Source organism: Actinophytocola sp. KF-1, from assembly GCF_054661535.1.
Map to the genome: position 1 here is coordinate 661,095 of NZ_BAAFVK010000002.1, position 24,842 is coordinate 685,936.

A 24,842-nucleotide genomic window follows, 5' to 3' on the forward strand; every position below is an offset into this window, starting at 1 on the left:
GACGGCGGTCTGCTAGCCCTGGGGCGGCTGCGGTGGGTACTGGAAGTGCCCGCCCGGCTGGTACGCCGACGGCGGTGCGACCGGTGGCGGTGGCCTGCGGCCGCGGTGCCAGAGCAGCACCATCAGCCCGGCGAAGACCGCGGCGCCGACGAGGATCAGGACGATCGTCAGCGTGTTCGACCCGCCGCCACCGTCCTCGGCCGGCCCGGTCGCGCCCGCCGGGCGTTCGCCGAACCGGCTCGCGAGGTCGTCCGGCGTGACGTCCAGGCGGGGCGCGCCGTTCATCACGACCACCAGGCGGTCGAAGTCGCCCTGGTATTTCGTCCAGACGATCTCCGCGACCTGCTCCGCGTCCTCGTCGGTGGGCACCGCGTCGGGCATCGACACCTCGATGCTCAGCACCGAGTTGCCGTTGGTGGTGTTGTGGTTGATCGACGTGGCGGAGTAGCCCGCCTTGTCCAGCTCCTGCTGCAGCTTGCCCAGGTCGGCGAGCGAGGCGCAGCCGGCCAGGGCCAGTGCACAGGCGAGCAGTGCGGCGAGAGCGGCTCTGGCCATCGGACCTCCCCCAGGAACGGTGATGACCGGATTATGGCCGTTCCGGACATGGCGGGACACGAATTGTTCTAACTTGCGTGTTCGTGGCTGATGACCTGGCGTGGTACGTGCTCCTGGAGGAGACCGCCGGCTTCGGGCGGGACTCCTACCGCTGGATGCTCACGAGGAAGACCCGCTGCGAGGACCGGGACAAGGCCCGCACCCTGGCCTACTCGCTGGCGAAGGAGTACAAGCCGGAGCACCCGATGAACCAGCGCGGCAGGGAGGTCTTCCAGATCGGCAACGACACGTGGGTGGTCGAGGTCGCCGGCGCCACGACCGACTTCCACTTCCGGGTGTCGGTGGCCGCGAAGCTGGTGGGCTAGCCGGCACGGCCGAGGGCGGCACCGGTGATCTCGACGTGGCGCGCGGTGCCGGTGAAGCACAGGTCCAGTTGAATTCATGCGCATGTGACTATATGTTGTGGTCATGGGGCACGGACACGGGCACGGGATGCCCGCGAGCGCGTCCGGCAGGCACGCCGGGCGGCTGGCCGCCGCGTTCGCCGTCACAGCGGTGTTCATGGTGGTCGAGATCGCGACCGGCATCGCGACCGGCTCGCTGGCGCTGCTGTCCGACGGTGCCCACATGGTCACCGACGTCCTTGGTGTCGGGCTCGCACTGGCCGCGATCGTGGCGGCGCGCCGGGCCCGCCGCTCGTCCGCGCGGACGTTCGGGCTCTACCGCGCCGAGGTGCTCGCGGCCCTGGCGAACGCGGTGCTGCTGTTCGGGGTCGCCGGGTACGTGCTGTACGAGGCGGTCACGCGGTTCTCGTCGCCGCCGGAGGTGCCCGGCGGACCGGTGGCCGTGGTCGCGGCACTCGGGCTGGCGGCCAACGTGGTGGCGTTCCTGCTGCTGCGTGCCGGCGCCGCGGAGAGCCTCAACCTGCGCGGCGCGTACCTCGAGGTCGTCGCCGACATGGTCGGGTCGATCGGCGTGCTGGTGTCGGGGCTGGTCACGCTGCTGTTCGGGTGGCGGTACGCGGACCCGGTGATCGGTGTCGCCATCGGGTTGTTCGTGCTGCCCCGCACGTGGACGCTCGCCAGGCGGTCGCTGCGGATCCTGTTCCAGCACGCGCCGGAACGGGTCGACGTGGACGAGCTGACCGCGGCGCTCGGTGGGCTGCCCGGGGTGGGGGAGGTGCACGACGTGCACGTCTGGACGCTGACCTCGGGGATGGAGGTCGCGTCGGCGCACCTCACCGTCGGCCCGGACTGCGACCAGTCCGCGATCCTGGCCGCCGCCCGCGAGCTGCTCGCGCGCGAGTACCAGCTGGAACACGCGACCCTGCAGGTCGAGTCGGGCACGGCGGCGAAGACCTGCCACGAACTGCAGTGGTGACCGACCAGGCAGGACGCGTCCGCTGTCGTGAACGCGCCTTTCAGGACGACCGCCGGGGCCCAGTTGTCCACAGGCGGTTCCGCGCGACCGCGGTTCTGTCGGTGGCCGCCGCTACGCTGGATGCCGGGGGCCGGAGGCCGCCGCCCTACGGAAAGGGCAGCGGCTGCGCGCCCCGTTCCGCGAGGTAGCTCTTCATGAGCTTGGTCTCGTTCTCCTGGCTCGCCACGATCTTCTCCGCGAGGTTGCGGACGTAACCGCGGGCGGCGTGGTCGGCCGCGTACTGGGCCATCTCCAGCCCGCCCTCGTGGTGGCGCAGCATGAGCTGGAGGAAGAACACGTCCAGCTCCTTGCCGGACAGCTTGCGCAGCTTGTTCAGCTCGTCGCTGGTGGCCATGCCGGGCATGCGCTGCACGGCCCCCGTGGTCTTGCCGCCCTCACCGTTGGAGTGGGTGTGGGTGCCGCCCTCGCTCATCCACTTCATGTACGGCGCCCCGACCTCCGGCAGCTGCGGGTAGCCCCACACCGTCAGCCAGCCCGCCATCTCGCTCGACTGGGCCAGCTGCGTCGACTCCACGTCGAACGCGAAGCCCTGCAGGATCGGGTCGGACGTGTTGTCCCGCTCGATGCCGGCCATCGTGACCGCCTGCAGGTGGTGGACCCGCATGTCCTGGGCGAACCCGACGTCCACCGAGTCGGCGCTCGGGGTGGCGTCGTCGCCGGTGGTGCCCCTGCTGATCAGCATCCCGCCCGCCGCGCCGACCAGCAGCACGGCGACCAGCGCGGCGATCAGGACGAACGTACGGCTCGACGGACCCGGCATCACTGGCTCGGCGCGGTCGACGGTGCCGTCGACGCGCCGGAGGCCGGCGGAGCGGGGGTGGTGCCGGAGGCGGGCGGGGTCTGCCCGTTCATCTCCTCGTCGGTGGCGTCCGTCGCGCCCTTGCCGTCCATCGTGACCGTGTTCGGGTCGCCCGCCTTGGGCGCCTCGGCCACGAACGGCGGCGGGTTGGTCACGTCGAAGCCGGTGCCCTGGGCGTCACAGCGGCCGCCCGGCTCCGGGTTCTGGTAGTTGTTCTGCCGCAGCGACTTGATGAACTGGTCGACGCGCTCGTCGGTGGCGCTCGTCAGCTTCAGCTGGTGGCCCCACGACTGCAGCGAGATCGGCTTGTCCAGGCCCGGGTACGGCGACATCAGCATGTACGGCTGGCCCTCGACCTTCGCCTTCAGCGTGTCGAGGTCCTTGCCCTTGACCTTGTCCGGGTTGTAGGCGATCCACACCGAGCCGTGCTCGAGGGAGTGGACCATGTTCTCGGTGCGCACCGGGTTCGGGTAGACCGTGCCGTTGCACTCCGCCCACGCGTTGTCGTGCGGGCCGCCGAACGGCGGGCTCTGGTCGTAGGCCACGCGCTGCTCGGCGCTGACGTGCTGACCGGCCTCGTAGTCCTCGCGGACGACACCCGGGATGTTCTCCGACGGGTCCTGGTTGTCCTCGGAGACGACCCACTTCTCCTTCGCGTCGATCTCCATGAACGCGTAGGTGAAGACACCGCCCGCGAGCGCGATGATGACGATGATCCCGATGATCATGCCCCAGGGCTTGGGCTTGCGCGCGGTACCGACGACGGAACGCCGGGCCTTGTTGACGCTGCCGCTCTTGCCCTTGGGCTTGCTCGCGCCCTTGCTCTTCGTTCCGCTGGCCATCCGGTGCCGGTCCTTGTCTCACTAATACAGGGAGTCTCCGACCGCCCAGTGTAAGGACACCGTGTCAGGTGGGCGTCAACGGAGGGTGGTCACGGACCGTCTACGGGTGCCGCGTCCGGCCCGGGCGGGTCCGTCTCGAACGGCGGCGGGTTCGTCGTGTCGAACTCCGGGCCGACGGCGTCGCACGGGGCGCCGGGCTCCGGCGTCGTGTACTCGTTCTCCCGCAGCGCGGCGATGAACTGGTCGATGCGCTCGTCGCCGGCGCCCGACAGCTTGAGCTGGTGGCCCCACGCCTGCAGCGAAATCGGCTGGTCGAGGCCGGGGTAGGGCGACATCATCATGTACGGGTGGCCGTCGACGCGGTCGGCGAGCGCGTCGAGGTCGCCGCCGCGCACCTCGTCGGCGTTGTAGGCGATCCAGACGGCGCCGTGTTCCAGGGAGTGGACCATGTGCTCGTTGCGGACGGCGGTGTCGTAGACGACACCGTTGCAGGTGGCCCAGAGCTGGTCGTGCCTGCCGCCGTCCGGCGGCGCCTTCGTGTAGGCCACGCGCTGGCCGGGCAGGGCGTGCACCGCGTCGTACTCGGTGACGACGACGCCCTCGATGTCCGTCGACGGGTCCTCGTTGTCCGGGCCGGGCACCCACTCGGACCCGGCGGACCCGCGCGGGGTCTCCGACGGCGACTCCGACGGCGACTCCGACGGCGCCCCGGACGCACCCCGGTCGCCGGAGGTCGGGGTGCCCGCGCGTTCGACCGAGCAGGCCGCGAGGGAGATCAGAACAGCAGCGATGGCAGCCAGCCTGCCGACCCGGAATTCGATGGCGACCCGCCTCCTGTGGACGTCAGCATCACGGTATGGCCGAGGCGACTCTATCGGGTGCGCGCACGCTACCTAGACTTCCCGGGGTGACTCCCGCAGCACTTGCCGACCTGGTCCGCTCCGTCGCCACCGACGTGCTGACCAGCCGAGACCTGGACGCCTCCGCCCTGCCGCCCGCCGTGACGATCGAGCGGCCACGCAACCCGGAGCACGGCGACTACGCGACGAACCTCGCGCTGCAGGTCGCGAAGAAGGTCGGCGTGCCGCCGCGGGACCTGGCGAACTGGCTGGCCGAGGCCCTCACCGGCAAGGACGGCATCGCGGGCGCCGAGGTCGCGGGCCCCGGCTTCCTCAACCTGCGGATCGCCGCGGACGCGCAGGGCGACATCGTCCGGCAGGTGCTCGCGCAGGGCGAGTCCTACGGCCACGGCGACCTCATGGCGGGCCGCAAGATCAACCTCGAGTTCGTCTCGGCGAACCCGACCGGTCCGCTGCACCTCGGCGGCACCCGCTGGGCCGCGGCCGGTGACGCGCTGGGCCGCGTGCTGGCCGCGCAGGGCGGTGACGTCACCCGCGAGTACTACTTCAACGACGCGGGCGCCCAGATCGACCGGTTCGTCCGGTCCCTGATCGCGTCCGCGAAGGGGGAGCCGCCGCCCGAGGACGGCTACGCGGGCACGTACCTGTCGGACGTGGCGGCCGAGGTGCTGCGCCGCGAGCCGAGCGCGCTCTCGCTGCCGCCCGAGGACTGCGCGGAGGTCTTCCGCAAGATCGGCGTCAACCTCATGTTCGACGAGATCAAGGCCGACCTGCACAACTTCCGCACCGACTTCGACGTGTACTTCCACGAGGACTCGCTGCACAAGTCGGGCGCGGTCGGCGAGCTCGTCGAGCAGCTCAAGGAGAAGGGCCACCTGTACTTCTCCGACGGCGCGTGGTGGCTGCGGTCGACGCAGTACGGCGACGACAAGGACCGGGTGGTCATCAAGAAGGACGGCGCCCCGGCCTACATCGCCGGTGACATCGCCTACTTCGCCGACAAGCGCGGCCGCGGCTTCGACCTGTGCATCTACATGCTGGGCGCCGACCACCACGGCTACATCGCGCGCCTCAAGGCCGCCGCCGCGGCGCTCGACGACGACCCGGACACCGTCGAGGTACTCATCGGCCAGATGGTGAACCTGGTCAGCGACGGCAAGCCGGTCCGGATGAGCAAGCGCGCCGGGACGATCGTCACCATGAACGACCTGGTCGACGCCGTGGGCGTGGACGCGGCGCGGTACGCGCTGATCCGGTCGTCGGCGAACGCGTCGATCGACATCGACCTCGACCTGTGGTCCCGCAAGACCAGCGACAACCCGGTGTTCTACGTGCAGTACGCGCACGCCCGGCTGTCGTCGATCGCCCGCAACGCGGCCGACCTCGGCATCGCGGTGCCGGACAAGGACACCGAGGTGGACCTCGGTCTGCTCACCCACCAGCGGGAGGGTGAGCTGATCCGCACGATCGGCCAGTACCCTGAGGTCCTGCGCACGGCCGCCGAGCTGCGAGAACCGCACCGGGTCGCGCGCTACCTGGAAGAACTGGCAGGCGCGTACCACAAGTTCAACGAGAGCTGCCGGATCCTCCCGAAGGGCGACGAGGACGTCACCCCGCTGACCACCGCCCGCCTCGCTCTCGCGGGCGCCACCCGCCAGCTGCTGGCCAACGGCCTCGGCCTGCTCGGCGTCGAAGCACCAGAACGGATGTAGCTCTCCCGTGCGCGCTCACCCGGCGGGACCCCGCCACGCAGAAGTCCTGCTGCCCAGCAACACCGCGGGCCCGCGGCCGTCCGGTCCGGCCGAACTGGACCGGCTGAACGCCGAGATCTGGCCCCGGAACGCGGCCCGCGGCGACGACGGCGTGGTCCGCGTCGCCGGCGTGGACGTCCGCGAGCTGGCCGCCGAGTTCGGCACGCCGCTGTTCGTGATGGACGAGGACGACTTCCGGTCCCGCTGCCGCGACCACGCGCGCGCGTTCGGCGACCCGGCGCTCGTGCACTACGCGGCCAAGGCGTTCCTGTCCGTGAAGATCGCGCGGTGGGTGGCCGAGGAGGGCCTCTCGCTCGACGTGTGCAGCGGTGGCGAGCTGGCGATCGCGTTGCGCGCGGACTTCCCGGCCGAGCGGATCACGTTGCACGGCAACAACAAGTCGGTCGAGGAGCTGACCAAGGCGGTCGAGGCCGGGGTCGGCGCGGTCGTGCTCGACTCGTTCTTCGAGATCGCCCGCCTCGACCGGATCGCCCGCGAACGCGGCGTCACGCAGAACGTGCTGGTGCGCGTGACGGTCGGCGTCGAGGCCCACACGCACGAGTACATCGCGACCGCGCACGAGGACCAGAAGTTCGGCTTCTCCCTCGCGGGCGGCGCGGCGGCCGAGGCGGTGCGGCGGGTGCTGCGCTCGCCCGGCCTCCAGCTGGTGGGGCTGCACAGCCACATCGGCTCCCAGATCTTCGACGCGAACGCGTTCGAGCTGTCCGCGCACCGCGTGATCGGGCTGCTCGCCGAGCTGCACAAGGAACACGGGCCGGACGCGCTGGAGTCGGTGACCACCGTGGACCTCGGCGGTGGTCTCGGCATCGCCTACACGGCCGACGACGACCCGCCGCCGCCCGGCTGGCTCGCCGAGCAGCTCCGCACCATCGTGGCCAAGGAATGCGAGCACGCGGGCCTGGAGCTGCCGAAGATCGCGGTCGAGCCGGGCCGCGCGATCGTGGGGCCCAGCATGGTGACGCTGTACGAGGTGGGCACGACCAAGGACGTCGAGCTGGGCCACGGGTCGTCGCGCCGGTACGTGAGCGTCGACGGCGGCATGAGCGACAACATCCGCACCGCCCTGTACGACGCGCTGTACGACTGCAGGCTGGTGTCGCGGGCCAGCGACGAGGGGGAGCGCGGCGCGGACGCCACGCTGTCCCGCGTGGTCGGCAAGCACTGCGAGTCCGGTGACGTCGTCGTGCGGGACTGCTGGCTGCCGGAGAACCTCACGCCGGGCGACCTGATCGCGGTCGCCGCCACCGGCGCCTACTGCTACGCGATGGCCAGCTCCTACAACCGGCTCGTGCGCCCCGCCGTGGTCGCGGTTCGCGACGGCGAGGCGCGGCTGCTGCTGCGCAGGGAAACCCTGGACGACCTGCTGCGCCTGGAGGTTTCATGAGTCAGGAGGAGCGAAAGCCGATCCGGGTGGCGATGCTCGGGTGCGGCACCGTCGGTACGCAGGTCATGCGGATACTGCACGAGCAGTCCGCCGACCTCGCGGCCCGCATCGGTGCCCCGGTCGAGCTGGCGGGTGTCGCGGTGCGCCGCCCCCACCGCCACCCGGACGTCCCGGCGCACCTGATCACCACCGACGCGGAAGCGCTCATCTCCTCCGACGTGGACATCGTGGTCGAGGTGGTCGGCGGCATCGACCCGGTGCGCGGCTGGCTGCTTTCCGCGCTGTCCAAGGGAAAGTCGGTCGTCACCGCCAACAAGGCGCTGCTGGCCGAGCACGCCGCCGACCTGTTCGCCGCCGCGGACGGCTCCGGCGCGGACCTCTACTTCGAGGCGGCCGTGGCCGGCGCGATCCCGTTGGTGCGCCCGCTGCGCGAGTCGCTCGCCGGTGACCGCATCACCCGCGTGATGGGGATCGTCAACGGCACCACCAACTTCATCCTGTCCGCCATGGACGCGACCGGCGCGAGCTACGCGGAGACCCTCGACGAGGCGTCCCGGCTCGGCTACGCGGAGGCGGACCCGACGGCCGACGTGGACGGCTACGACGCCGCGTCCAAGGCCGCCATCCTCGCCTCCATCGCCTTCCACACCAGGGTCACCGCCGCCGACGTCTACCGCGAGGGCATCTCCGCGGTCACGCCCGCCGACATCGCCGCGGCGAAAACCCTTGGCAGGACGATAAAACTGCTCGCGATCTGCGAGCGCGTGAACGGCAGCGTCGCGGTGCGCGTGCACCCGGCGATGATCCCGCGCACGCACCCGCTCGCGAGCGTCGGCGGCGCGTTCAACGCGGTGTTCGTCGAGGCCGACGCGGCCGGTTCGCTCATGTTCTACGGCCAGGGGGCCGGCGGTGCGCCGACCGCCAGCGCGGTGCTCGGCGACCTCGTCGCCGTGGCGCGCAACATGGTCAGCGGCGGGCGGGGCCCGGGGGAGTCGTCGTACGCCGCGCTGCCCGTCGTGCCGATCGCGCAGGTGAACACCCGCTACCACGTCAGCCTGGACGTGGCCGACCGCGCCGGGGTGCTGTCGTCGGTCGCGTCGGTGTTCGCCGAGCACGACGTGAGCATCGCCGCCGTGCGCCAGCAGGGCCGCGGCAGCGACGCCAGCCTGGTGATCGTCACGCACTACGCGCCGGACGAGGCGCTGCGGTCCACAGTGGACAAGGTGGCCGGCCTGCCGTCGGTGCGCGAGGTCGCCAGTGTGATGCGGGTCGAAGGAGAAGAGCCATGACATCCGTCGGTGTGCGGTCCGGCTGGCCGGGCGTCATCGCGGCCTACGCGGACCGGATCGAACTGCCCGAGGGCGCCAAGCCGGTGACCCTGCAGGAGGGCGGCACGCCGCTCGTCGAGGCGCCGCACCTGTCGGAGCTGACCGGCAGCCGGATCCACCTGAAGGTCGAGGGCGCGAACCCGACCGGCTCGTTCAAGGACCGCGGCATGACCGTCGCGATGACCTACGCGCTCGCGTCCGGCGTCGCGGGCGTGATCTGCGCGTCGACCGGCAACACGTCCGCGTCCGCCGCCGCCTACGCCGCCCGCGCGGGCCTGACCTGCGCCGTCCTCGTGCCGCGCGGCAAGATCGCGAAGGGCAAGCTCGCGCAAGCCGTGGTGTACGGCGCCCGCATCCTGCAGATCGACGGCAACTTCGACGACTGCCTCGAACTGGCCCGCAAGACCGCCGTCGAGTACCCGATCGAGCTGGTCAACTCGGTCAACCCGGTGCGCCTGGTCGGCCAGCAGTCGGCCGCGTGGGAGATCTGCGACACGCTCGGCCGCGCCCCCGACATCCACTGCCTGCCGGTCGGCAACGCGGGCAACATCACCGCGTACTGGAGTGGCTACCGCGCGTACGCGCGGGACGGCGTCGTCGGCTCGCTGCCCAGGATGTTCGGCTTCCAGGCCGCGGGCGCCGCCCCGCTGGTGTCCGGTACGCCGGTCAAGGAACCGGACACCATCGCGACCGCGATCCGCGTCGGCAACCCCGCGTCGTGGACCGGCGCCATCAACGCCCGCGACGAGTCGGACGGCCTCATCGACGCCGTCACCGACGAGCAGATCCTGGCCGCGTACCACCTGCTCGCCCGCAGGGAGGGCGTGTTCGTGGAGCCCGCGTCCGCCGCGAGCGTGGCAGGCCTGCTGGCCGCCGCGGCGGACGGCCGCCTGCCCAAGGGCTCGCTCGTGGCCTGCACCGTCACCGGTCACGGCCTCAAGGACCCGGACACCGTGCTGGCGGAGATGGCGCCGGTCGAGCCGATCCCGGTGGAGCCGCACGCGGTCGCCGCCGCGCTCGAACTGGCATGAACAACCCCATCCGGGTCCGGGTGCCCGCGTCCACCGCGAACCTGGGGGCCGGGTTCGACGCGCTCGGCATGGCGCTCGGCCTGTACGACACGGTCGAGGTCACCGTGACCGGCGAGGAGACCCGGGTCGAGGTGACCGGCGAGGGTGCCGGTGCCGTGCCCACCGACGAGAAACACCTGGTCGTGCGTGCGCTGCGCGCGGCCGCCGACGCGCTCGGGCACCCACTACCCGGCGTGTTCCTCCGGTGTCACAACGCGATCCCGCACGCGCGCGGCCTCGGTTCGTCGGCCGCCGCGATCGTCGCGGGCGTCGCCGCCGCGTACGGGCTCGCCGGGAAGGACCTGGACGGCCACGCGCTGCAGGTCGCCGCCGAGTTCGAGGGGCACGCCGACAACGCGGCGGCCTCCCTGTACGGCGGGCTGGTCCTGGCCTGGTCGGAGGGGGCGCGGTACCGCGCCGTCCGGCTCGAACCGCACTCGGCGCTCGCTCCGGTCGTGCTCGTCCCGGACACCGAGTCCGCGACGTCTGTCACGCGTGGATTGCTTCCCGACAACGTTCCGCACACCGACGCCGCGTTCACGGCGGGCCGGTGCGCGCTTGCGGTGCACGCGCTGACCGTCGACCCCGGTCTCCTGCTGCCCGCCACAGAGGACCGGCTGCACCAGGACTACCGCGAGCCCGCGTGGCCGGACACCATGCGAATGGTGCGTGAACTTCGCGAAAACGGCGTCCCCGCAACGGTTTCCGGCGCCGGGCCGACCGTGTTCGCGCTGCCGCCCGGCGGGGCGCTGCCGTCCGGAGTCGACACGACCGGGTTCACCGTGTGCGCGCTCCCGGTGGACCGGACGGGCGTCGTCGTCGAGCCCGCCGGGCCGGGCGGAACAAACAGCAGGTAGCCGACGTTGTAGGGATGTGCCACGCCGGTTGGCCCCGGTTGTTGCACGCCTGCGGGTGTGCGTCTACCCTCAGGGGCGTTCAGTCACCGCGCGTACGGGCGCCCGGTGTCGTTCCCGGGGATTTTCTTTTCCTCGGGTCGCATCTTCCGTTCAGTCGGCGACTCGGCCCACTTCCCGGCCGGAGTCGACGTTGGCGGATACCGAAAGCCGTGGTGACCGACTAACGCTCCGCGTTGGCGAGGCCGCGGAGCACGCCGTCTCGGTTCGAGGTGCGGCGGTCCGCTGGTTCACGGGTCCACCTCAGGAGGCGGGGACCTGGTCAGGAAGGACATGAGTGAGCAACACTGATCTGCTGGGCAGCGAGACTGCCAACGGCACGGTCGACACCGCTGCCGGTGCGGCCGAGACAACCACGCGCACCAGCGCAAACGGGGGAACGAAGCGTCGCGCCGGTCTCACCGGCATGGTCCTCGCGGAGCTGCGGGAGCTCGCGGGCCAGCTCGGCATCACGGGCACGGCTGGCATGCGCAAGGGCGACCTCATCGCGGCCATCAAGGAGCGCCAGTCCGGCGGCTCGTCGAAGCCCGCCGGGAAGGCGACGTCCGACACGCTGCCGCTCGGCATCGACGAGAAGCCCCCGGCCGCGGAGAAGCCCGCGAAGCCCGAGGTCAAGACCGAGTCGGAGCCGAAGGCCGAGCAGCAGGAGGCCGAGGAGGGCGGGCGCCGCGACGGCAACCGCCGCAGGCGTTCGACCCGTTCCGCCGGTGCGCCCGAGGGCGAGAAGCGCGAGGACCGCGGCGAGAACCGCGGCGACCAGCGCGGTGCCACCGAGGAGAAGCCCGCCGAGAAGCAGCAGGGCGAGAAGCGCGAGGAGCGCGGCGGCCGCAACAACAACGACCGCGGCGGCCGCAACCAGGACAACCGCGGTGACCGCGGGGATCGTGGTGACCGTAGCGACCGGGGCGACCGTGGCGAGCGGGGCGACCGTGGTGGGCGCAACCAGGACAACCGCGGCGAGAACCGCGGTGACAACCGGGGCGACCAGCGCCAGAACCGCGACAACGGCCCGGACGACGACGATGACGAGGACGGCGGTCGCAGGCGCGGTCGCCGGTTCCGCGACCGTCGCCGCCGCGGCAGCGGTGGTGGCGGCCGGGGCGACAGCCCGGACACCGAGGTGCGCGAGGACGACGTCCTCCTGCCCGTCGCCGGCGTGCTCGACGTGCTGGAGAACTACGCGTTCGTGCGCACCTCCGGCTACCTGGCGGGCCCGAACGACGTGTACGTGTCGCTGTCGCTGGTCCGCAAGTACGGCCTGCGCCGCGGTGACGCGATCACCGGCATGGTGCGCCAGCCGCGCGAGGGCGAGCAGCAGCGGCAGAAGTTCAACCCGCTGGTGCGCGTCGAGACGATCAACGGGCTGGACCCGGAGCAGGCCAAGCACCGCCCCGAGTTCACCAAGCTGACGCCGCTGTACCCGAACGAGCGGCTGCGCCTCGAGACCGAGTCGCACGTGCTGACCACCCGCGTCATCGACCTGGTGATGCCGGTCGGCAAGGGCCAGCGCGCGCTGATCGTGTCGCCGCCGAAGGCAGGCAAGACGTCCGTGCTGCAGGCGATCGCGAACGCGATCACCACGAACAACCCCGAGTGCTACCTGATGGTCGTGCTCGTGGACGAGCGGCCGGAAGAGGTCACCGACATGCAGCGGTCGGTGAAGGGCGAGGTCATCGCCTCGACCTTCGACCGCCCGCCGTCGGACCACACCACGGTCGCGGAGCTGTCGATCGAGCGGGCGAAGCGCCTGGTCGAGATGGGCCACGACGTGGTGGTGCTGCTCGACTCGATCACCCGCCTCGGCCGTGCCTACAACCTGGCGGCCCCGGCGTCCGGCCGGATTCTGTCCGGTGGTGTCGACTCGACGGCGCTGTACCCGCCGAAGCGCTTCCTCGGCGCCGCGCGCAACATCGAAGACGGTGGCTCGCTGACCATCTTCGCGACCGCGCTGGTCGAGACCGGTTCCGCCGGTGACACGGTGATCTTCGAGGAGTTCAAGGGCACCGGCAACGCCGAGCTCGTCCTCGACCGCAAGATCGCCGACAAGCGCACCTTCCCGGCGGTCAACGTCGACGCGTCCTCCACTCGCAAGGAAGAGCTGCTGCTCTCGCCGGACGAGCTGGCCGTGACGGTGAAGCTGCGCCGGGTGCTGCACGCGCTGGACAACCAGCAGGCCATCGACCTGCTGCTGACCCAGCTCCGCAAGACCCGCACCAACATCGAGTTCCTCATGCAGGTGGCGAAGAACACACCGTCGGTCAACGACGACTGAGCCTCCTTTGTGGTGAAGGGCCCCGCCGGGACACGCGTCCTGGCGGGGCCTTCGTCGTCCGCGACCGGACGTGGTTGTCCACAGGTGGTCCGGTTGTCCACAGGGAAGATCGACTTCCGTCCCCCTGTCGGTGGTCACCGGTAGACTGGACAGCGGGGTGCCCCCGGGAGTGGTGGGGGCTGCCCGTACGTACTGGGGGCGCGGTTTCTTTTGGTTTTCGCTGGTCAGCGGCGTTTCGCTCGGTGTGGTTGCTTCGTGTTCGGTCTGGCTTGGTGGTTTTCCTGTTGGTGGGTTTTCCCTCCGGGGGGGTCCTCGCCGGACGGGCTGGTCTCCGGGATGGCGGCGGGTCGTGCACGGGGCTGGGTTGGCAAGGACTGCTGTTGAGTGGTCTGCCTGCCATCCCGTCGACCTCCCGGAGGGCTATCACACCGCGTCAAGGGGGCCCGGCGGCTTTGGGCATGTGGTTGGGTCGTGTTTCGGGCCCCCTTGACCCGGTGTGATCGGGCTTCGCCAGGTCGACGGGATGGCAGGCAGGCAGTCCTTTGGCGGGCTTGCGCCCGGCTTGGGCTTGCCCGTCGGTGCGGCTGGTGGGTCGCTTTGTGGTTGGCCTTGTTGTGGGTTTCCCTCCGAGGTCCTCGCCGGACGGGATGGCAGGCACGCCTGCGTGGGTGGTGGGGCTTTGCCCGCTTCGCCGGTCCGCGGGGGTGGAATATCCCCTGGCCGGGGCGTGTTGAAGGTGCTGTCAGCACATCTGGCACACTGTTAGGTCGAGTCCGGCTCCGGTTCACCCCAGACGTTGTTTCGGGACCCGGCGGCCACCGAGAAAGGGCAAGATCTGTGAAGACCGGTATCCACCCCGAGTACGTCACGACCGAGGTCACCTGCGGTTGTGGGAACACGTTCACCACCCGCAGCACCAAGAAGTCGGGCAGCATCCACGTGGAGGTCTGCTCGAACTGCCACCCGTTCTACACGGGCAAGCAGAAGATCCTCGACACCGGCGGCCGGGTCGCGCGCTTCGAGGCCCGCTACGGCAAGCGGGAGAAGAAGGCCAAGTAGCTTGCGGATCGGCGTCCACCCGTCCTGGGTGGGCGCCGTTTTCGTGTCTACGTCACGAGAGGGACCAACAGTGGACGCGTCATCGCTCGGTGAGCTGCTCGGCGAGTACGAGGAGCTGGAGCGCTCACTCGCCGACCCCGCCGTGCACGGCGACCAGGCCCGTGCCCGCAAGCTGGGCCGCCGCTACGCCGAACTGACCCCGATCGTCCGCACCCTGCGTGAGCTGGAACGTGCCCGCGACGACCTCGCCACCGCGAAGGAGCTGTCGGAGGACCCGGCGTTCGCCGAGGAGGCCGCCGCGCTGGCGGAGAAGGTGCCTGCGCTCGAGGACAAGCTCACCGAGCTGCTGCTGCCGCGCGACCCGCACGACGGCGACGATCTCATCATGGAGATCAAGTCCGGTGAGGGCGGCGACGAGTCCGCGCTGTTCGCGGGTGACCTGCTGCGCATGTACCTGCGGTACGCGGAGAAGCACGGCTGGTCCGCCGAGGTGCTCGACGGCACCGAGACCGAGCTGGGCGGGTACAAGGACGCGACCGTCACCATCCGCTCCAAGACCCCCGTCGCCGACGGTGTGTGGTCCCGCCTGAAGTTCGAGGGCGGCGTGCACCGCGTGCAGCGCGTCCCCGCCACCGAGTCGCAGGGCCGCATCCACACCTCCGCCGCGGGCGTCCTCGTCTACCCGGACGTGCAGGACGCCGCCGAGGACGTGGAGATCCCCGAGAAGGACCTGCGCATCGACGTGTTCCGGTCGTCCGGCAAGGGCGGCCAGAGCGTCAACACCACCGACTCGGCCGTGCGCATCACGCACCTGCCGACCGGCATCGTGGTGTCCTGCCAGAACGAGCGCAGTCAGTTGCAGAACAAGACGCGCGCCATGCAGGTGCTGAAGGCCCGGCTGGCCGCGCTCGCGGAGGAGGAGGCCGCCAAGCAGGCCGCCGACGCCCGTCGCAGCCAGGTCCGCACCGTCGACCGCTCCGAGCGGGTGCGCACCTACAACTTCCCGGAGAACCGCATCTCCGACCACCGCGTGAACTACAAGGCCTACAACCTGGACCAGGTGCTGAACGGCGACCTCGACGGCGTGCTCGACGCGCTGGCGACCGCCGACCGGGACGAACGACTCGCCGCGCACCAGTCCTCGTGACAGGCTCTCGCCCGTGAGCAGACAGCCGTTGCGCCTCGCGATCATGGAGGCCGAGCGCATCCTCGCCGACGCCGGTGTGGCGTCCCCGCGTGCGGACGCGGAGCTGATCGCGTCCCACGTCCTCGACGTGCCCCGCGGCAAGCTGATGCTGACGCCGCTGGTGGACCGGCAGGTCGTGGCGGCCATCGGCCAGCTCGTGCACCAGCGCGCGAAGCGCGTCCCGCTGCAGCACCTGCTGGGCTGGGCGGCGATGGGCGCGGTGACCCTCGAGGTGGGCCCGGGCGTGTTCGTGCCGCGGCCGGAGACCGAGCTGCTGCTGGAGTGGGGGCTGGCGTTCATCGAAGGCCGCGAGCACCCGCTCGTGGTGGACCTGTGCACGGGCAGCGGAGCGCTCGCCCTGGCCGTCGCCGCCGAGCGCCCGGACGCCGAGGTGCACGCGGTCGAGGTCGACCACACGGCGCTCGCGTGGGCCCGCCGCAACATGGCGGACAGCCCGGTCCGGCTGCACGCGGGGGACGTGACCGACCCCGGCCTGTTCACCGAGTTCGACGCGCGCGTCGACCTGGTCCTGTGCAACCCGCCCTACGTGCCGCTCGGCACGGTCGTGCCGCCCGAGGTGGGGGAGCACGACCCGTTCAAGGCGGTGTTCGCGGGCAGCGACGGCCTCACCGTGATCCGGCACGTGGTCAACCTGGCGGCCAGGCTCCTGAAGCCGGGCGGCGCGGTCGCCATCGAGCACGACGACACCCAGCGCGAGTCGGTGCCGGAACTGCTGGCGACCAGGAAGGTGCTGACGTCGGTCGAGGACCACGACGACCTGGCGGGCAGGCCGCGGTTCGCGACCGCGCTCAGGAAGTGGTCCTGACCTCGGAGCCGAGCGCCTCGGAGATCGCCGCGACCGGCACCGCGCCCTCGCGCAGCACCACCGGCTCGTCGCCGGACAGGTCGACGATCGTCGACGGCACGGGGTCGCCGGACGGTCCGCCGTCGAGGTACACCGAGACGGACTCGCCGAGCTGTGTCCGCGCTTCGTCGGCGGTCGCCGCCGGCGGCTTGCCGGACACGTTAGCGCTGGACACGGCCATCGGCCCGACCTCGCGCAGCAGCTCGATCGCCACCGGGTGCAGCGGCATCCGCAGCATCACGGTCCCGCTGGTGTTGCCGAGGTCCCACGACAGCGACGGCGCGTGCGGCAGCACGATCGACACGTCACCGGGCCAGAACGCCTCGATGAGCAGGCGGGCGGAGCGGGGCACCGACAGGACCAGCCCGTCGATCGTCGACCAGGAGCCGACGAGCACCCCGACCGGCATGTCCGGGCCGCGGTTCTTGGCGGCCAGCAGCGACCGCACGGCGGTGGACGAGAACGCGTCCGCGCCGATGCCGTACACCGTGTCGGTGGGGATCACCACGAGCCGCCCGGCACGCACGGCGCTGGCCGCAGCCGCGAGCCCGTCGGTGCGGTCCGGTTCCCGCGCGCAGTCGTACACGACACTCACGGGCACGAACTCTAGCTAGACGCCGGGTCTGACGATGTGCGGGGCCATTTCGTCGGCCCGCCGCCGCCACGTCTGCCGCCGGAAGCGGAACACGACCGCGTACAGCAGCGCGGCGCCGGCCAGCACGCCGACGACCACCAGCACCACGTTGTCCAGCAGCCCGCCCGCCACCACGGTGATCAGCCCGAGCGCGACGATCAGCACCGCGAGGCTCACCGCGATGCCCTCCGGTGACCAGGTCCAGCGCCTGCCCGCCGCCACCTCGGACAGCAGCTGGCGCGCGCCGCGTTCCAGCTCCAGGTCGCCGGTCTCGAGCGCGAGGATCCGCCGTGCCGCGTCCTCGCAGATCCGCAGCTGGGCCTCACTGGTGATCACGAGGACGTCGTCCGCGGTCCGCGACCGGCACTGCTCGGCCGCCGAGAACCAGGCGCCCGCCAGGTAGTACCGCAGCGTCGGGTCCCCTGGCCGGTCGGCGACGAGCAGCTCGAGGTCGGCCACGGCCCCCGCCGCCTGCCCCTGCCCGATCTGCACCTGCGCGAGCCCCACCTTGGCGAGCAACGCGCCCAGCCCGCCCGCGGACAGCGCGGAGCGGTAGCTCTCCTCGGCGTCGCGCCACCCGCCACGCGCGAGGAACACGTCCCCGACACCCACCCGATCGAGTGGATCGTCCCGCAACTCCGCGGCGGCCTCGAACTCGGCGAGGGCCTCGTCGAGCCGCCCGGCCACCAGCGCCGACCGGCCACGATCCGCGTGCAGCCGGGCTTCCGGCTGATCGACAGGTTGGTCGTCCGGCACCAGTCGCCACTTGACGATCACGTCCTGCCACGCTCGAAGCATTGGATCACCTCGGCAGGCACGTTACTCTCGGTATACCCGTGTCGGGGGGTTGCAGAGGTGAAACTGGTGGCGAGCGTCAGGTCGCTCAGCTCGCGTTGGGTCGCGTGGGCGTTCGCCGCTGCCTACCTGGTGGTGAGCGCGGCGGTCGGCGCGGTGCTGCTGACCATGCCCAAGAACGACGCCGCCGGTGTCGAGGACCCCGCCACCTACGTCTCGTCGGACGGCGCCTCGCCGACGGTGGCGTCCAGTTCGGCGCCCGCCGGCTTCCAGCGGGTGCCCGGTCCCGAGGGCCTGTCGACGGTAATCCCCGACGGGTGGCGCGCGGTGTCGGCGGGCAGTCCCGGCGCGCTGCGGGCGGTGGACCCCTCCGATCCGGCGCGGGTCGTCGGGTTCGGCGGGGCGCGGGCGGCGTCGTCGGACATCGTGCGGGTGCACGTGGCGTACGAGTCCGGTTTCGCGTCACGGACGGTCGCGTACCGGCGGTTGGACCTCAACTCGGCCACCTACGGCGGGCACCCGGCGGTGGAGTGGGAGTTCCAGCACCGGGACGGGCGCGGGGTGCAGCGGGTGCACGCGTTGTACTGGCTCGTCGACGGGGTCGAGTATTTCGTGTTCGCGTCCGCTCCGGCGGAGCGCTGGTCGCGGATGAAGCCCGTTTACGACGCCATGGTCGCCAATTCCCGGCCTTGAGCCCGGACGAGTGGTCCACCGGCTCGGTTCGCGCGCACGAACGCGATGTTGCGCAGGCAGGCGATGCCGGACGCGGTGTCGTCGCGGGCCGCCCGGCGAGCTGCTGCTCGATGCCGGACTCGCGACAGACCGTGCAGTCGTTCCGGTTCCCTGGCTGCGGCTCGCCGGTGGCGATCACGAGGCGGGGGTGTCAGCGTCGATCGCGACCAGCAGGACACGGTCCGGCAACCGCGGGCTCCATGGTCCGCCCGGCCGTCCGCGATCACCGGTCCACCCCGTTCGGCCACGACCGCGACCAGCTTGCGGAACTGACCCGGCTGCAAGCCGGTGAACGGGACGATCCACTCCGAGTACCACCCGACTCACGAGACGTCACCCAGGCTGGATTTCGGGGGCCGGAGGCGTCGGGTCTGCGGACGGCCACGTCTTGTCGGCGCGGGTTTGCCGGTGGTCTGGTTCCGGCGACGCCGGTGGATGACGCGGCCGGTTTTGTCGGTGGTCGCCGGTACGCTGGCGTTCGGGGGCCGGAGGCCGCGGTTGATCTTGTCCCGCCCAGGACCATTTGCGGGTGCGGGGTGCCGGGGTTTTCCGTTCCGTGGTGTTCGGTGGCGGCGGATGGTGCGGGCGGCGCACCCACGCGTCACGGGACCGGGCGTCCCGAAAGGACGGTGGGCGCGGATCAATAGCGCGCCGGGACGTAGCGCATCGATCGCTTCGGGGGGCGGCGGTAGTCGGGATCCTCCGGGCCGCGTGGTGGGAGTTCCAGCTCCGGCGGCTCGACGTCCTCGTACGGCACCTGGCTCAGCAAATGCGAGATGCAGTTCAGCCGGGCCCGTTTCTTCGAGTCGGCCTCCACGACCCACCACGGGGAATCCTCGACGTCCGTGTGGGCGAACATCACGTCCTTCGCCTTGGAATAGTCGAACCAGCGTCGCCGGGCTTCGAGGTCCATCGGCGATATCTTCCACCGCTTTGTCCGGTCGCGCATGCGTTCCTGGAAACGCTTTTCCTGTTCCTCGTCGGAGACCGAGAACCAGTACTTCACCAGGATCATGCCCGAGCGGATGAGCATGCGTTCGAACTCCGGGGCCGCACGGAGGAATTCCTCGTACTCGGCCTCGGTGCAGAACCCCATGACGTGTTCCACGCCGGCGCGGTTGTACCAGGACCGGTCGAACAGCACGATCTCGCCCGCCGCGGGGAGGTGTGCCACGTAGCGCTGGAAGTACCACTGCGTCTTCTCGCGTTCGGTGGGGGTGCCCAGTGCGGCGACCCGGCAGACGCGGGGGTTCAGCGGCTCGGTGATGCGCTTGATCGCACCGCCCTTGCCCGCGGCGTCGCGGCCCTCGAACAACACCGCCACACGCAGGCCGTTCGCCTTGACCCAGTCCTGCAGCTTCACCAGCTCCAGGTGCAGGCGGGCCAGCTCCTGCTCGTAGTTCAGCTTGGTCACCCACGGACCGTAACCCGCTCGCGGTAGCCTGGCCCGGCAAAACTGCCACGAGAGAGAAGCAGCAGGGGTGAACACGCCGTTCTGGGGCCCGGACTTCGATTCGCTGGCCGCTACGGATCCCGAGATCGCCGACGTGGTGCTCGGTGAGCTGGACCGCCTCCGCGGCGGGCTGCAGCTGATCGCCAGCGAGAACCTCACGAGTCCCGCGGTGCTCGCCGCGCTCGGGTCGACGCTTTCCAACAAGTACGCGGAGGGCTACCCGGGACGCCGCTACTACGGCGGGTGCGGGCAGGTGGACGTCGCCGAGGAGATCGGGGTCGCCCGGGCGAAGGAACTGTTCGGGGCCGAGCACGCCAACCTGCAGCCGCACTCCGGCGCGAGCGCGAACCTCGCCGCCTACGCCGCGTTCTGCGAGCCGGGCGACGTCGTCCTCGCCATGGACCTCAAGCAGGGCGGGCACCTCACGCACGGCTCGAAGGTCAACTTCTCCGGGCGGTGGTTCGAGGCCGTCTCCTACGGGGTGCGGCAGGACACCGAGCTGATCGACTACGACCAGGTCCGCGACCTCGCGCTCGCGCACCGGCCGCGCATGATCATCGCCGGGGCGACCGCCTACCCCCGGCTCATCGACTTCTCCGCGTTCCGCGCGATCGCCGACGAGGTCGAGGCGATCCTGATGGTCGACGCCGCGCACTTCATCGGTCTCGTCGCGGGCAAGGTCGTCCCCTCGCCGGTGCCGTTCGCCGACGTCGTCACGTTCACCACGCACAAGGTCCTGCGCGGGCCGCGCGGCGGGATGATCGTCTGCAAGGCCGAGCACGCGAAGGCGATCGACAAGGCCGTCTTCCCGTTCGGCCAGGGCGGGCCGCTGATGCACGCGGTCGCCGCCAAGGCCGTCGCGCTGAAGGAGGCCGCGACCACCGAGTACCAGGGGTACGCCACGCAGGTCGTCGCCAACGCCGCCGCGCTCGCCAAGGGCCTCGAAGCCGAGGGCATGCGCGTCGTGTCCGGCGGCACCGACACGCACCTCGCGCTCCTGGACGTGCGGCCGCTCGACGTCACCGGGGCCGAGGCCGAGAAGCGGTGCGGGCTCGCGGGCATCACGCTGAACAAGAACGCGATCCCGTTCGACCCGGCGCCCCCGGCGACCGCGTCCGGCATCCGGATCGGTTCACCGTGCGTGACCACGCAGGGCATGGCCGAGCCGGAGATGGCCGAGATCGCGCGGCTGATCGGGCGTGCGGTCCGCGCCGAGCCGGGCAGCCCGGACCACGCCGCCGTCGCCGAGGCCGTCGGGCACCTCACCGCCGCGCACCCCGCCTACCCCCGGGACTGACCCCGTGGACCTGGCACAGAACTTCCAGCCCGCCGGTCTCCCCATCCGGGAGTACCTGCTCGTCGGGCTGACCACGGCGGTACTGACGTTCCTGTTCACCGGTCTCGTGCGGCGGCTCGCGCTGCGCTGGGGCGCGGTGGCCTACCCGCGGCAGCGCGACGTGCACACCGTGCCGATCCCGCGGCTCGGCGGCCTCGCGATGTACCTCGGCGTGTGCGGGGGCATGCTGCTCGCCCACCAGCTGCCGGTGCTGCGCCGCGCGTTCGACTACTCGCTGGATCCCACGGCGATCCTGCTCGGCGGCGGCCTGATCATGGTGATCGGGATGCTCGACGACCGCTTCGAGCTGGACTCGGTCACCAAGCTCGCCGGTCAGACGACGTGCGCGGGCATCCTCGTGCTGCTCGGCCTGCAGTGGATCATCTTCTGGGTGCCGTGGGGCGGCAACGGCGCGGGCGGCTCGCTGCTGATCCTCGACCAGAACCAGGGCGCGATCCTGACCGTGCTGCTCGTGGTCACGATGGTCAACGCGATCAACTTCGTCGACGGCCTCGACGGCCTCGCCGCGGGTGTCGGCCTCATCTCGGCCATCGCGACCTGCGCGTTCTCGCTGCACCTGCTGGACCAGTCCGGCGGCGACGTGACCTACTACCCGCCCGCGCTGATCGCCGCGACGCTGGCGGGCGCGTGCATGGGCTTCCTGCCGCACAACTTCCAGCCGGCGAAGATCTTCATGGGCGACTCCGGCTCGATGCTGATCGGCCTGATGATGGCGGGCGCGAGCACGTCGGCGTCCGGCAAGGTGCTGAGCCTCGACGGCACCGAGACGATCGCGCTGCTGTCGCCGCTGCTGGTGGTCGCCGCGGTGCTGTTCGTGCCGGTGCTGGACCTGCTGATGGCGGTGGTGCGGCGCACCCGCAAGGGCCTCTCGCCGTTCCACGCCGACAAGATGCACCTGCACCACCGGCTGCTGGAGATCGGTCACTCGCAGCGCAGGGCCGTCCTGTTGATCTACCTGTGGGCCGCCGTGCTGGCGTTCGGGACGGTCGCGTTGAGCCTGTTCGACGCGCTCGCGGTGGTGTGGGGGATCGGTATCGGACTCCTGATCGCACTGATCGTCTCGGTCGTCCCTAGACTCAGGGCCAGATGAGGTTGAGCGAAGCTTGCGGAGCGAACATCAGTACCGAGGAGACAGAGCAGGACCAGGCCGGGCCGACCGCCGCTGACCTGGGCATTCAGACCGACCTGCCGAAAACGCACGGAGAGGCGGTCACGCGGCTGGCGGACGCCATGCTGCGGTACGCGATCTGGCCGTCCGCTGTGACCGCGGTCATCGGCATCGTGGTGGCGAGTGTCATGTTCGGCGCGCGCGGCGGCGTCGCGGCGCTGATCGGCGCGCTCGTCGCGGTCGCGTCGTCACTGGCCACGTGGTGGCTGATGCGCAAGACGGCCGACAAGAACCCGATGATGGTGATGACCGGCGCGCTCGGCGGGTTCATCGGCAAGATGATCATCCTGCTGCTCGTGCTGATGGTGTTGCGCGAGATCACGTGGCTGCACACCAAGTCGCTGGCGTTCACGATGCTCGCGGTGGTGGTCGTCTGGGCCGCGATGGACACCGTCGCGTTCCGCCGCACGAAGCTGCCGACCTTGATCATCAACGACGACGACCAGTAGATCCCCTACCAAGTAGTACGCGCGTTCTCTATGGCCCGGAGCGGCTGATAGGGTGCGCTTGTACCTCGGTTCACAAGCCCAGGGCGCACCCCTCACGAGCAGGGGTGCCGCTGACAGGTGCGCGGGCTGGCTGGGGTACGTTACGTCCTGATCGTGACGATTCCCCCGGCGGTGTGAATCTGCCGGCCGGGAGAACCGGAAGGAGCCCAGTTGCGGGCGCTGTGGCTAGCAGAGGGTGGAGAGTTCGTACCGCCGGGTGCGGGTGACTTCAATCTCCCTCCCATATTCCTGGGCATCACCAAGCCGATGCTGCTCGTGGTGCTGTCCGTGATCATCATCGCGTTGTTCTTCCTGATGGCCTCGCGTCGCCTGACAGTGGTGCCGAGCCGCTTCTCGTTCGTCGCCGAATCGGTGTACGACTTCGGCCGCAACAACATCGCGCGGGAGCTGATCGGCTCCAAGGACTTCGCGCCTTATGTGCCGCTGATCGTCACGATGTTCACCTTCGTTCTGGTGAACAACATCTTCGGGCTCATCCCGCTGATCCAGTTCCCGACGTTCTCGCACATCGGCTTCCCGCTGGCGCTGTCGGTGCTGGTCGTGTACCCGCTGTGGCACTACATCGGCATTCGCAGGCACGGCTTCGTCGGCCACATCAAGCACCAGCTCGTGCCGCCGGGCGTGCCGAAGCCGGTGCTCCTGCTGCTGGTCCCGGTCGAGGCGTTCGTGAAGTTCTTCATGAACCCGCTGACGCACGCGATCCGGGTGTTCGCCGCGATGTTCGCCGGTCACCTGATCCTGATCGTGTTCACGCTCGCGGGCCAGTACCTGCTGCTCGAGGCGAGTGGCCCCCTGAAGCCGGTCTCGGTGGTCTCGTGGGCGTTCGCCATCGCGATGACGTTCGTCGAGGCCCTGATCCAGGTCCTGCAGGCGTACATCTTCGCGTTGCTGGCGGCGAACTACATCAGCGCCGCCCTGTCCGCGGACCACTGAGTTTCACCACGACAAAGGCATACACCCGATCCGCGAAATCCCTCGCGGACCGAGTTTGGAAGGAAACAAAACAAGTGAGCGCCATTCAACTCGCCCAGGAGACCATCAACCTGAACCAGGGCCTTTCGCTCATCGGTTACGGCCTTGGTGCGATCGGCCCGGGCGTCGGCGTTGGTCTCATCTTCGCCGCGGTCATCAACGGCACCGCCCGCCAGCCGGAGGCCCAGAGCAAGCTGATGGGCATCGCGTGGCAGACCTTCGTGCTGGTCGAGGTCCTCGCGCTGATCGGTCTGGTGCTCTTCTTCATCGCCTCCGCCTGAGCAACCTTCCTCAGCTCCGGGAGACACCATGCTGAACACCACGGTCGTGCTGGCCGCTGAAGAGCCGAGCCCGATCATCCCGCACGTTTCCGAGATCATCCTCGGTCTGGTCGCGTTCCTGCTGCTGCTGTGGGTGCTGCAGAAGTTCGCGTTCCCGCGGTTCGAGGCGCTCTACAAGGAGCGCACCGAGAAGATCGAGGGCGGCATCAAGAAGGCCGAGGAGGCCCAGGCCAAGGCCGAGGAGGCGCTGGAGACCTACCAGGCGCAGCTCGCCGAGGCCCGTGCCGAGTCCGCGCGCATCCGGGACGACGCCCGGCTGGAGGCGGAGCAGATCAAGGAGGAGCTCCGCGCCCAGGCGCAGGAGGAAGCCGCACGTATCGTGGCGCAGGGGCGTGCACAGCTGGAGGCCCAGCGCGCTCAGATCGTCGCGGAGCTGCGTGCCGACCTCGGCCGCCACGCGGTCGAGCTGGCCAGCCGGGTCGTCGGTGAGTCCCTCGAGGACGAGGCGCGCCGCCGGGGCACCGTGGACCGGTTCCTCGACGAGCTCGACTCGGTCTCGGCGCGGAACTAAGGCCCTTCGAGGACGGGATTGACG

25 protein-coding genes and 1 pseudogene are annotated in these 24,842 nt (G+C 70.6%); 18 read left to right on the plus strand and 8 right to left on the minus strand.

Annotation, left to right across the window (positions count from 1 at the left end):
• Nucleotides 1-12 precede the first annotated feature (12 nt).
• The gene (locus ACYQ77_RS08935) at nt 13-555 is read right to left on the minus strand and encodes a hypothetical protein (protein WP_459709301.1); all 543 of its coding nucleotides are present in this window, start codon (nt 553-555) and stop codon (nt 13-15) included.
• Nucleotides 556-638: 83 nt separating this feature from the next.
• Here ACYQ77_RS08935 and ACYQ77_RS08940 point away from each other — a divergent pair, with 83 nt between their 5' ends.
• Nucleotides 639-920 carry a hypothetical protein gene (locus ACYQ77_RS08940; RefSeq protein WP_459709304.1) on the plus strand — a complete coding sequence of 94 codons (282 nt, stop codon included), beginning with the start codon at nt 639-641 and terminating at the stop codon, nt 918-920.
• 103 nt (nt 921-1,023) lie between these two features.
• Entirely contained in the window at nt 1,024-1,935 is a 912-nt protein-coding gene (locus ACYQ77_RS08945) for a cation diffusion facilitator family transporter (RefSeq protein WP_459709306.1), read from the plus strand.
• Between the two features lie 145 nt (nt 1,936-2,080).
• Here the strand turns inward: ACYQ77_RS08945 and ACYQ77_RS08950 are convergent, their stop codons facing one another.
• The 3 genes from ACYQ77_RS08950 to ACYQ77_RS08960 form a co-directional block, all read right to left on the minus strand.
• On the minus strand, nt 2,081-2,755 hold the full coding sequence (locus tag ACYQ77_RS08950) for a DUF305 domain-containing protein (RefSeq protein ID WP_459709308.1): 675 nt from the start codon (nt 2,753-2,755) through the stop codon (nt 2,081-2,083).
• Nucleotides 2,755-3,636, minus strand: a complete 882-nt coding sequence (locus ACYQ77_RS08955; RefSeq protein ID WP_459709309.1) for a DUF3105 domain-containing protein — start codon at nt 3,634-3,636, stop codon at nt 2,755-2,757. The genes ACYQ77_RS08950 and ACYQ77_RS08955 overlap by 1 nt, the downstream gene beginning before the upstream one ends.
• An 89-nt stretch (nt 3,637-3,725) precedes the next feature.
• Nucleotides 3,726-4,277 (minus strand): DUF3105 domain-containing protein, encoded by a 552-nt coding sequence (locus ACYQ77_RS08960; protein ID WP_459709310.1) that lies wholly within the window; start codon nt 4,275-4,277, stop codon nt 3,726-3,728.
• Between the two features lie 266 nt (nt 4,278-4,543).
• Here ACYQ77_RS08960 and argS point away from each other — a divergent pair, with 266 nt between their 5' ends.
• From argS to prmC, 9 genes are all read left to right on the plus strand, one after another.
• Nucleotides 4,544-6,208, plus strand: coding sequence for an arginine--tRNA ligase (gene argS / locus ACYQ77_RS08965; protein ID WP_459709312.1), 1,665 nt, complete (start codon nt 4,544-4,546; stop codon nt 6,206-6,208).
• A 7-nt stretch (nt 6,209-6,215) separates the two neighbouring features.
• On the plus strand, nt 6,216-7,652 hold the full coding sequence (lysA, locus tag ACYQ77_RS08970) for a diaminopimelate decarboxylase (protein ID WP_459709313.1): 1,437 nt from the start codon (nt 6,216-6,218) through the stop codon (nt 7,650-7,652).
• Nucleotides 7,649-8,941, plus strand: coding sequence for a homoserine dehydrogenase (locus ACYQ77_RS08975; protein WP_459709315.1), 1,293 nt, complete (start codon nt 7,649-7,651; stop codon nt 8,939-8,941). The genes lysA and ACYQ77_RS08975 overlap by 4 nt, the downstream gene beginning before the upstream one ends.
• Nucleotides 8,938-10,011 (plus strand): threonine synthase, encoded by a 1,074-nt coding sequence (thrC, locus tag ACYQ77_RS08980; RefSeq protein WP_459709317.1) that lies wholly within the window; start codon nt 8,938-8,940, stop codon nt 10,009-10,011. The genes ACYQ77_RS08975 and thrC overlap by 4 nt, the downstream gene beginning before the upstream one ends.
• Nucleotides 10,008-10,907, plus strand: coding sequence for a homoserine kinase (gene thrB / locus ACYQ77_RS08985; RefSeq protein WP_459709319.1), 900 nt, complete (start codon nt 10,008-10,010; stop codon nt 10,905-10,907). Before thrC ends, thrB begins: the two co-directional genes overlap by 4 nt.
• A 334-nt stretch (nt 10,908-11,241) precedes the next feature.
• Nucleotides 11,242-13,236: a transcription termination factor Rho gene (gene rho / locus ACYQ77_RS08990; RefSeq protein WP_459709320.1), complete on the plus strand. Its 1,995-nt coding sequence runs from the start codon at nt 11,242-11,244 to the stop codon at nt 13,234-13,236.
• Nucleotides 13,237-14,073: 837 nt separating this feature from the next.
• Nucleotides 14,074-14,295 carry a 50S ribosomal protein L31 gene (gene rpmE, locus ACYQ77_RS08995; RefSeq protein WP_396110086.1) on the plus strand — a complete coding sequence of 74 codons (222 nt, stop codon included), beginning with the start codon at nt 14,074-14,076 and terminating at the stop codon, nt 14,293-14,295.
• A 70-nt stretch (nt 14,296-14,365) separates the two neighbouring features.
• Nucleotides 14,366-15,442, plus strand: a complete 1,077-nt coding sequence (gene prfA / locus ACYQ77_RS09000; protein ID WP_459709322.1) for a peptide chain release factor 1 — start codon at nt 14,366-14,368, stop codon at nt 15,440-15,442.
• Between the two features lie 13 nt (nt 15,443-15,455).
• Nucleotides 15,456-16,307 (plus strand): peptide chain release factor N(5)-glutamine methyltransferase, encoded by an 852-nt coding sequence (gene prmC, locus ACYQ77_RS09005; protein ID WP_459709324.1) that lies wholly within the window; start codon nt 15,456-15,458, stop codon nt 16,305-16,307.
• Here prmC and ACYQ77_RS09010 read toward each other — a convergent pair.
• Together ACYQ77_RS09010 and ACYQ77_RS09015 are read right to left on the minus strand one after the other, a co-directional pair.
• The gene (locus ACYQ77_RS09010) at nt 16,291-16,941 is read right to left on the minus strand and encodes an L-threonylcarbamoyladenylate synthase (RefSeq protein ID WP_459709325.1); all 651 of its coding nucleotides are present in this window, start codon (nt 16,939-16,941) and stop codon (nt 16,291-16,293) included. The two genes, prmC and ACYQ77_RS09010, sit on opposite strands and share 17 nt — an antisense overlap.
• A gap of 15 nt (nt 16,942-16,956) precedes the next feature.
• Complete coding sequence (locus ACYQ77_RS09015) at nt 16,957-17,778, minus strand: hypothetical protein (RefSeq protein WP_459709327.1); 822 nt, start codon at nt 17,776-17,778, stop codon at nt 16,957-16,959.
• Nucleotides 17,779-17,844: 66 nt separating this feature from the next.
• Here ACYQ77_RS09015 and ACYQ77_RS09020 point away from each other — a divergent pair, with 66 nt between their 5' ends.
• A complete protein-coding gene (locus ACYQ77_RS09020; RefSeq protein WP_459709329.1) occupies nt 17,845-18,468 on the plus strand; it encodes a hypothetical protein in 624 nt (207 codons plus the stop codon).
• Nucleotides 18,469-18,553: 85 nt separating this feature from the next.
• On the opposite strand, the pseudogene ACYQ77_RS09025 reads toward ACYQ77_RS09020, so the two are convergent.
• A pseudogene (locus ACYQ77_RS09025) lies at nt 18,554-18,809 on the minus strand (hypothetical protein); the annotation flags it as partial.
• A 338-nt stretch (nt 18,810-19,147) separates the two neighbouring features.
• Complete coding sequence (ppk2, locus tag ACYQ77_RS09030) at nt 19,148-19,921, minus strand: polyphosphate kinase 2 (RefSeq protein WP_459709331.1); 774 nt, start codon at nt 19,919-19,921, stop codon at nt 19,148-19,150.
• Between the two features lie 67 nt (nt 19,922-19,988).
• Between ppk2 and ACYQ77_RS09035 the strand changes: the two genes are divergently transcribed.
• The 6 genes from ACYQ77_RS09035 (at nt 19,989) to ACYQ77_RS09060 (ending at nt 24,818) form a co-directional block, all read left to right on the plus strand.
• Nucleotides 19,989-21,257, plus strand: a complete 1,269-nt coding sequence (locus tag ACYQ77_RS09035) for a serine hydroxymethyltransferase (RefSeq protein ID WP_459709333.1) — start codon at nt 19,989-19,991, stop codon at nt 21,255-21,257.
• A 4-nt stretch (nt 21,258-21,261) separates the two neighbouring features.
• Nucleotides 21,262-22,407 carry a glycosyltransferase family 4 protein gene (locus tag ACYQ77_RS09040; protein ID WP_459709334.1) on the plus strand — a complete coding sequence of 382 codons (1,146 nt, stop codon included), beginning with the start codon at nt 21,262-21,264 and terminating at the stop codon, nt 22,405-22,407.
• Nucleotides 22,404-22,934 (plus strand): hypothetical protein, encoded by a 531-nt coding sequence (locus tag ACYQ77_RS09045; protein WP_459709336.1) that lies wholly within the window; start codon nt 22,404-22,406, stop codon nt 22,932-22,934. Before ACYQ77_RS09040 ends, ACYQ77_RS09045 begins: the two co-directional genes overlap by 4 nt.
• Nucleotides 22,935-23,144: 210 nt before the next feature.
• Nucleotides 23,145-23,927: a F0F1 ATP synthase subunit A gene (gene atpB / locus ACYQ77_RS09050; RefSeq protein ID WP_459709338.1), complete on the plus strand. Its 783-nt coding sequence runs from the start codon at nt 23,145-23,147 to the stop codon at nt 23,925-23,927.
• Nucleotides 23,928-24,001: 74 nt separating this feature from the next.
• A complete protein-coding gene (locus ACYQ77_RS09055; protein WP_378058670.1) occupies nt 24,002-24,247 on the plus strand; it encodes an ATP F0F1 synthase subunit C in 246 nt (81 codons plus the stop codon).
• 28 nt (nt 24,248-24,275) lie between these two features.
• Nucleotides 24,276-24,818: a F0F1 ATP synthase subunit B gene (locus ACYQ77_RS09060; RefSeq protein WP_459709340.1), complete on the plus strand. Its 543-nt coding sequence runs from the start codon at nt 24,276-24,278 to the stop codon at nt 24,816-24,818.
• Nucleotides 24,819-24,842: the final 24 nt, after the last annotated feature.

Coding starts and splice junctions, on each gene's coding strand:
- ACYQ77_RS08935 (WP_459709301.1), bottom strand. CDS start 555: ATGGCCAGAGCCGCTCTCGCCGCACTGCTCGCCTGTGCACTGGCCCTG.
- ACYQ77_RS08945 (WP_459709306.1), top strand. CDS start 1,024: ATGGGGCACGGACACGGGCACGGGATGCCCGCGAGCGCGTCCGGCAGG.
- ACYQ77_RS08950 (WP_459709308.1), bottom strand. CDS start 2,755: ATGCCGGGTCCGTCGAGCCGTACGTTCGTCCTGATCGCCGCGCTGGTC.
- ACYQ77_RS08955 (WP_459709309.1), bottom strand. CDS start 3,636: ATGGCCAGCGGAACGAAGAGCAAGGGCGCGAGCAAGCCCAAGGGCAAG.
- ACYQ77_RS08975 (WP_459709315.1), top strand. CDS start 7,649: ATGAGTCAGGAGGAGCGAAAGCCGATCCGGGTGGCGATGCTCGGGTGC.
- thrC (WP_459709317.1), top strand. CDS start 8,938: ATGACATCCGTCGGTGTGCGGTCCGGCTGGCCGGGCGTCATCGCGGCC.
- thrB (WP_459709319.1), top strand. CDS start 10,008: ATGAACAACCCCATCCGGGTCCGGGTGCCCGCGTCCACCGCGAACCTG.
- ACYQ77_RS09015 (WP_459709327.1), bottom strand. CDS start 17,778: ATGCTTCGAGCGTGGCAGGACGTGATCGTCAAGTGGCGACTGGTGCCG.
- ACYQ77_RS09045 (WP_459709336.1), top strand. CDS start 22,404: ATGAGGTTGAGCGAAGCTTGCGGAGCGAACATCAGTACCGAGGAGACA.
- ACYQ77_RS09060 (WP_459709340.1), top strand. CDS start 24,276: ATGCTGAACACCACGGTCGTGCTGGCCGCTGAAGAGCCGAGCCCGATC.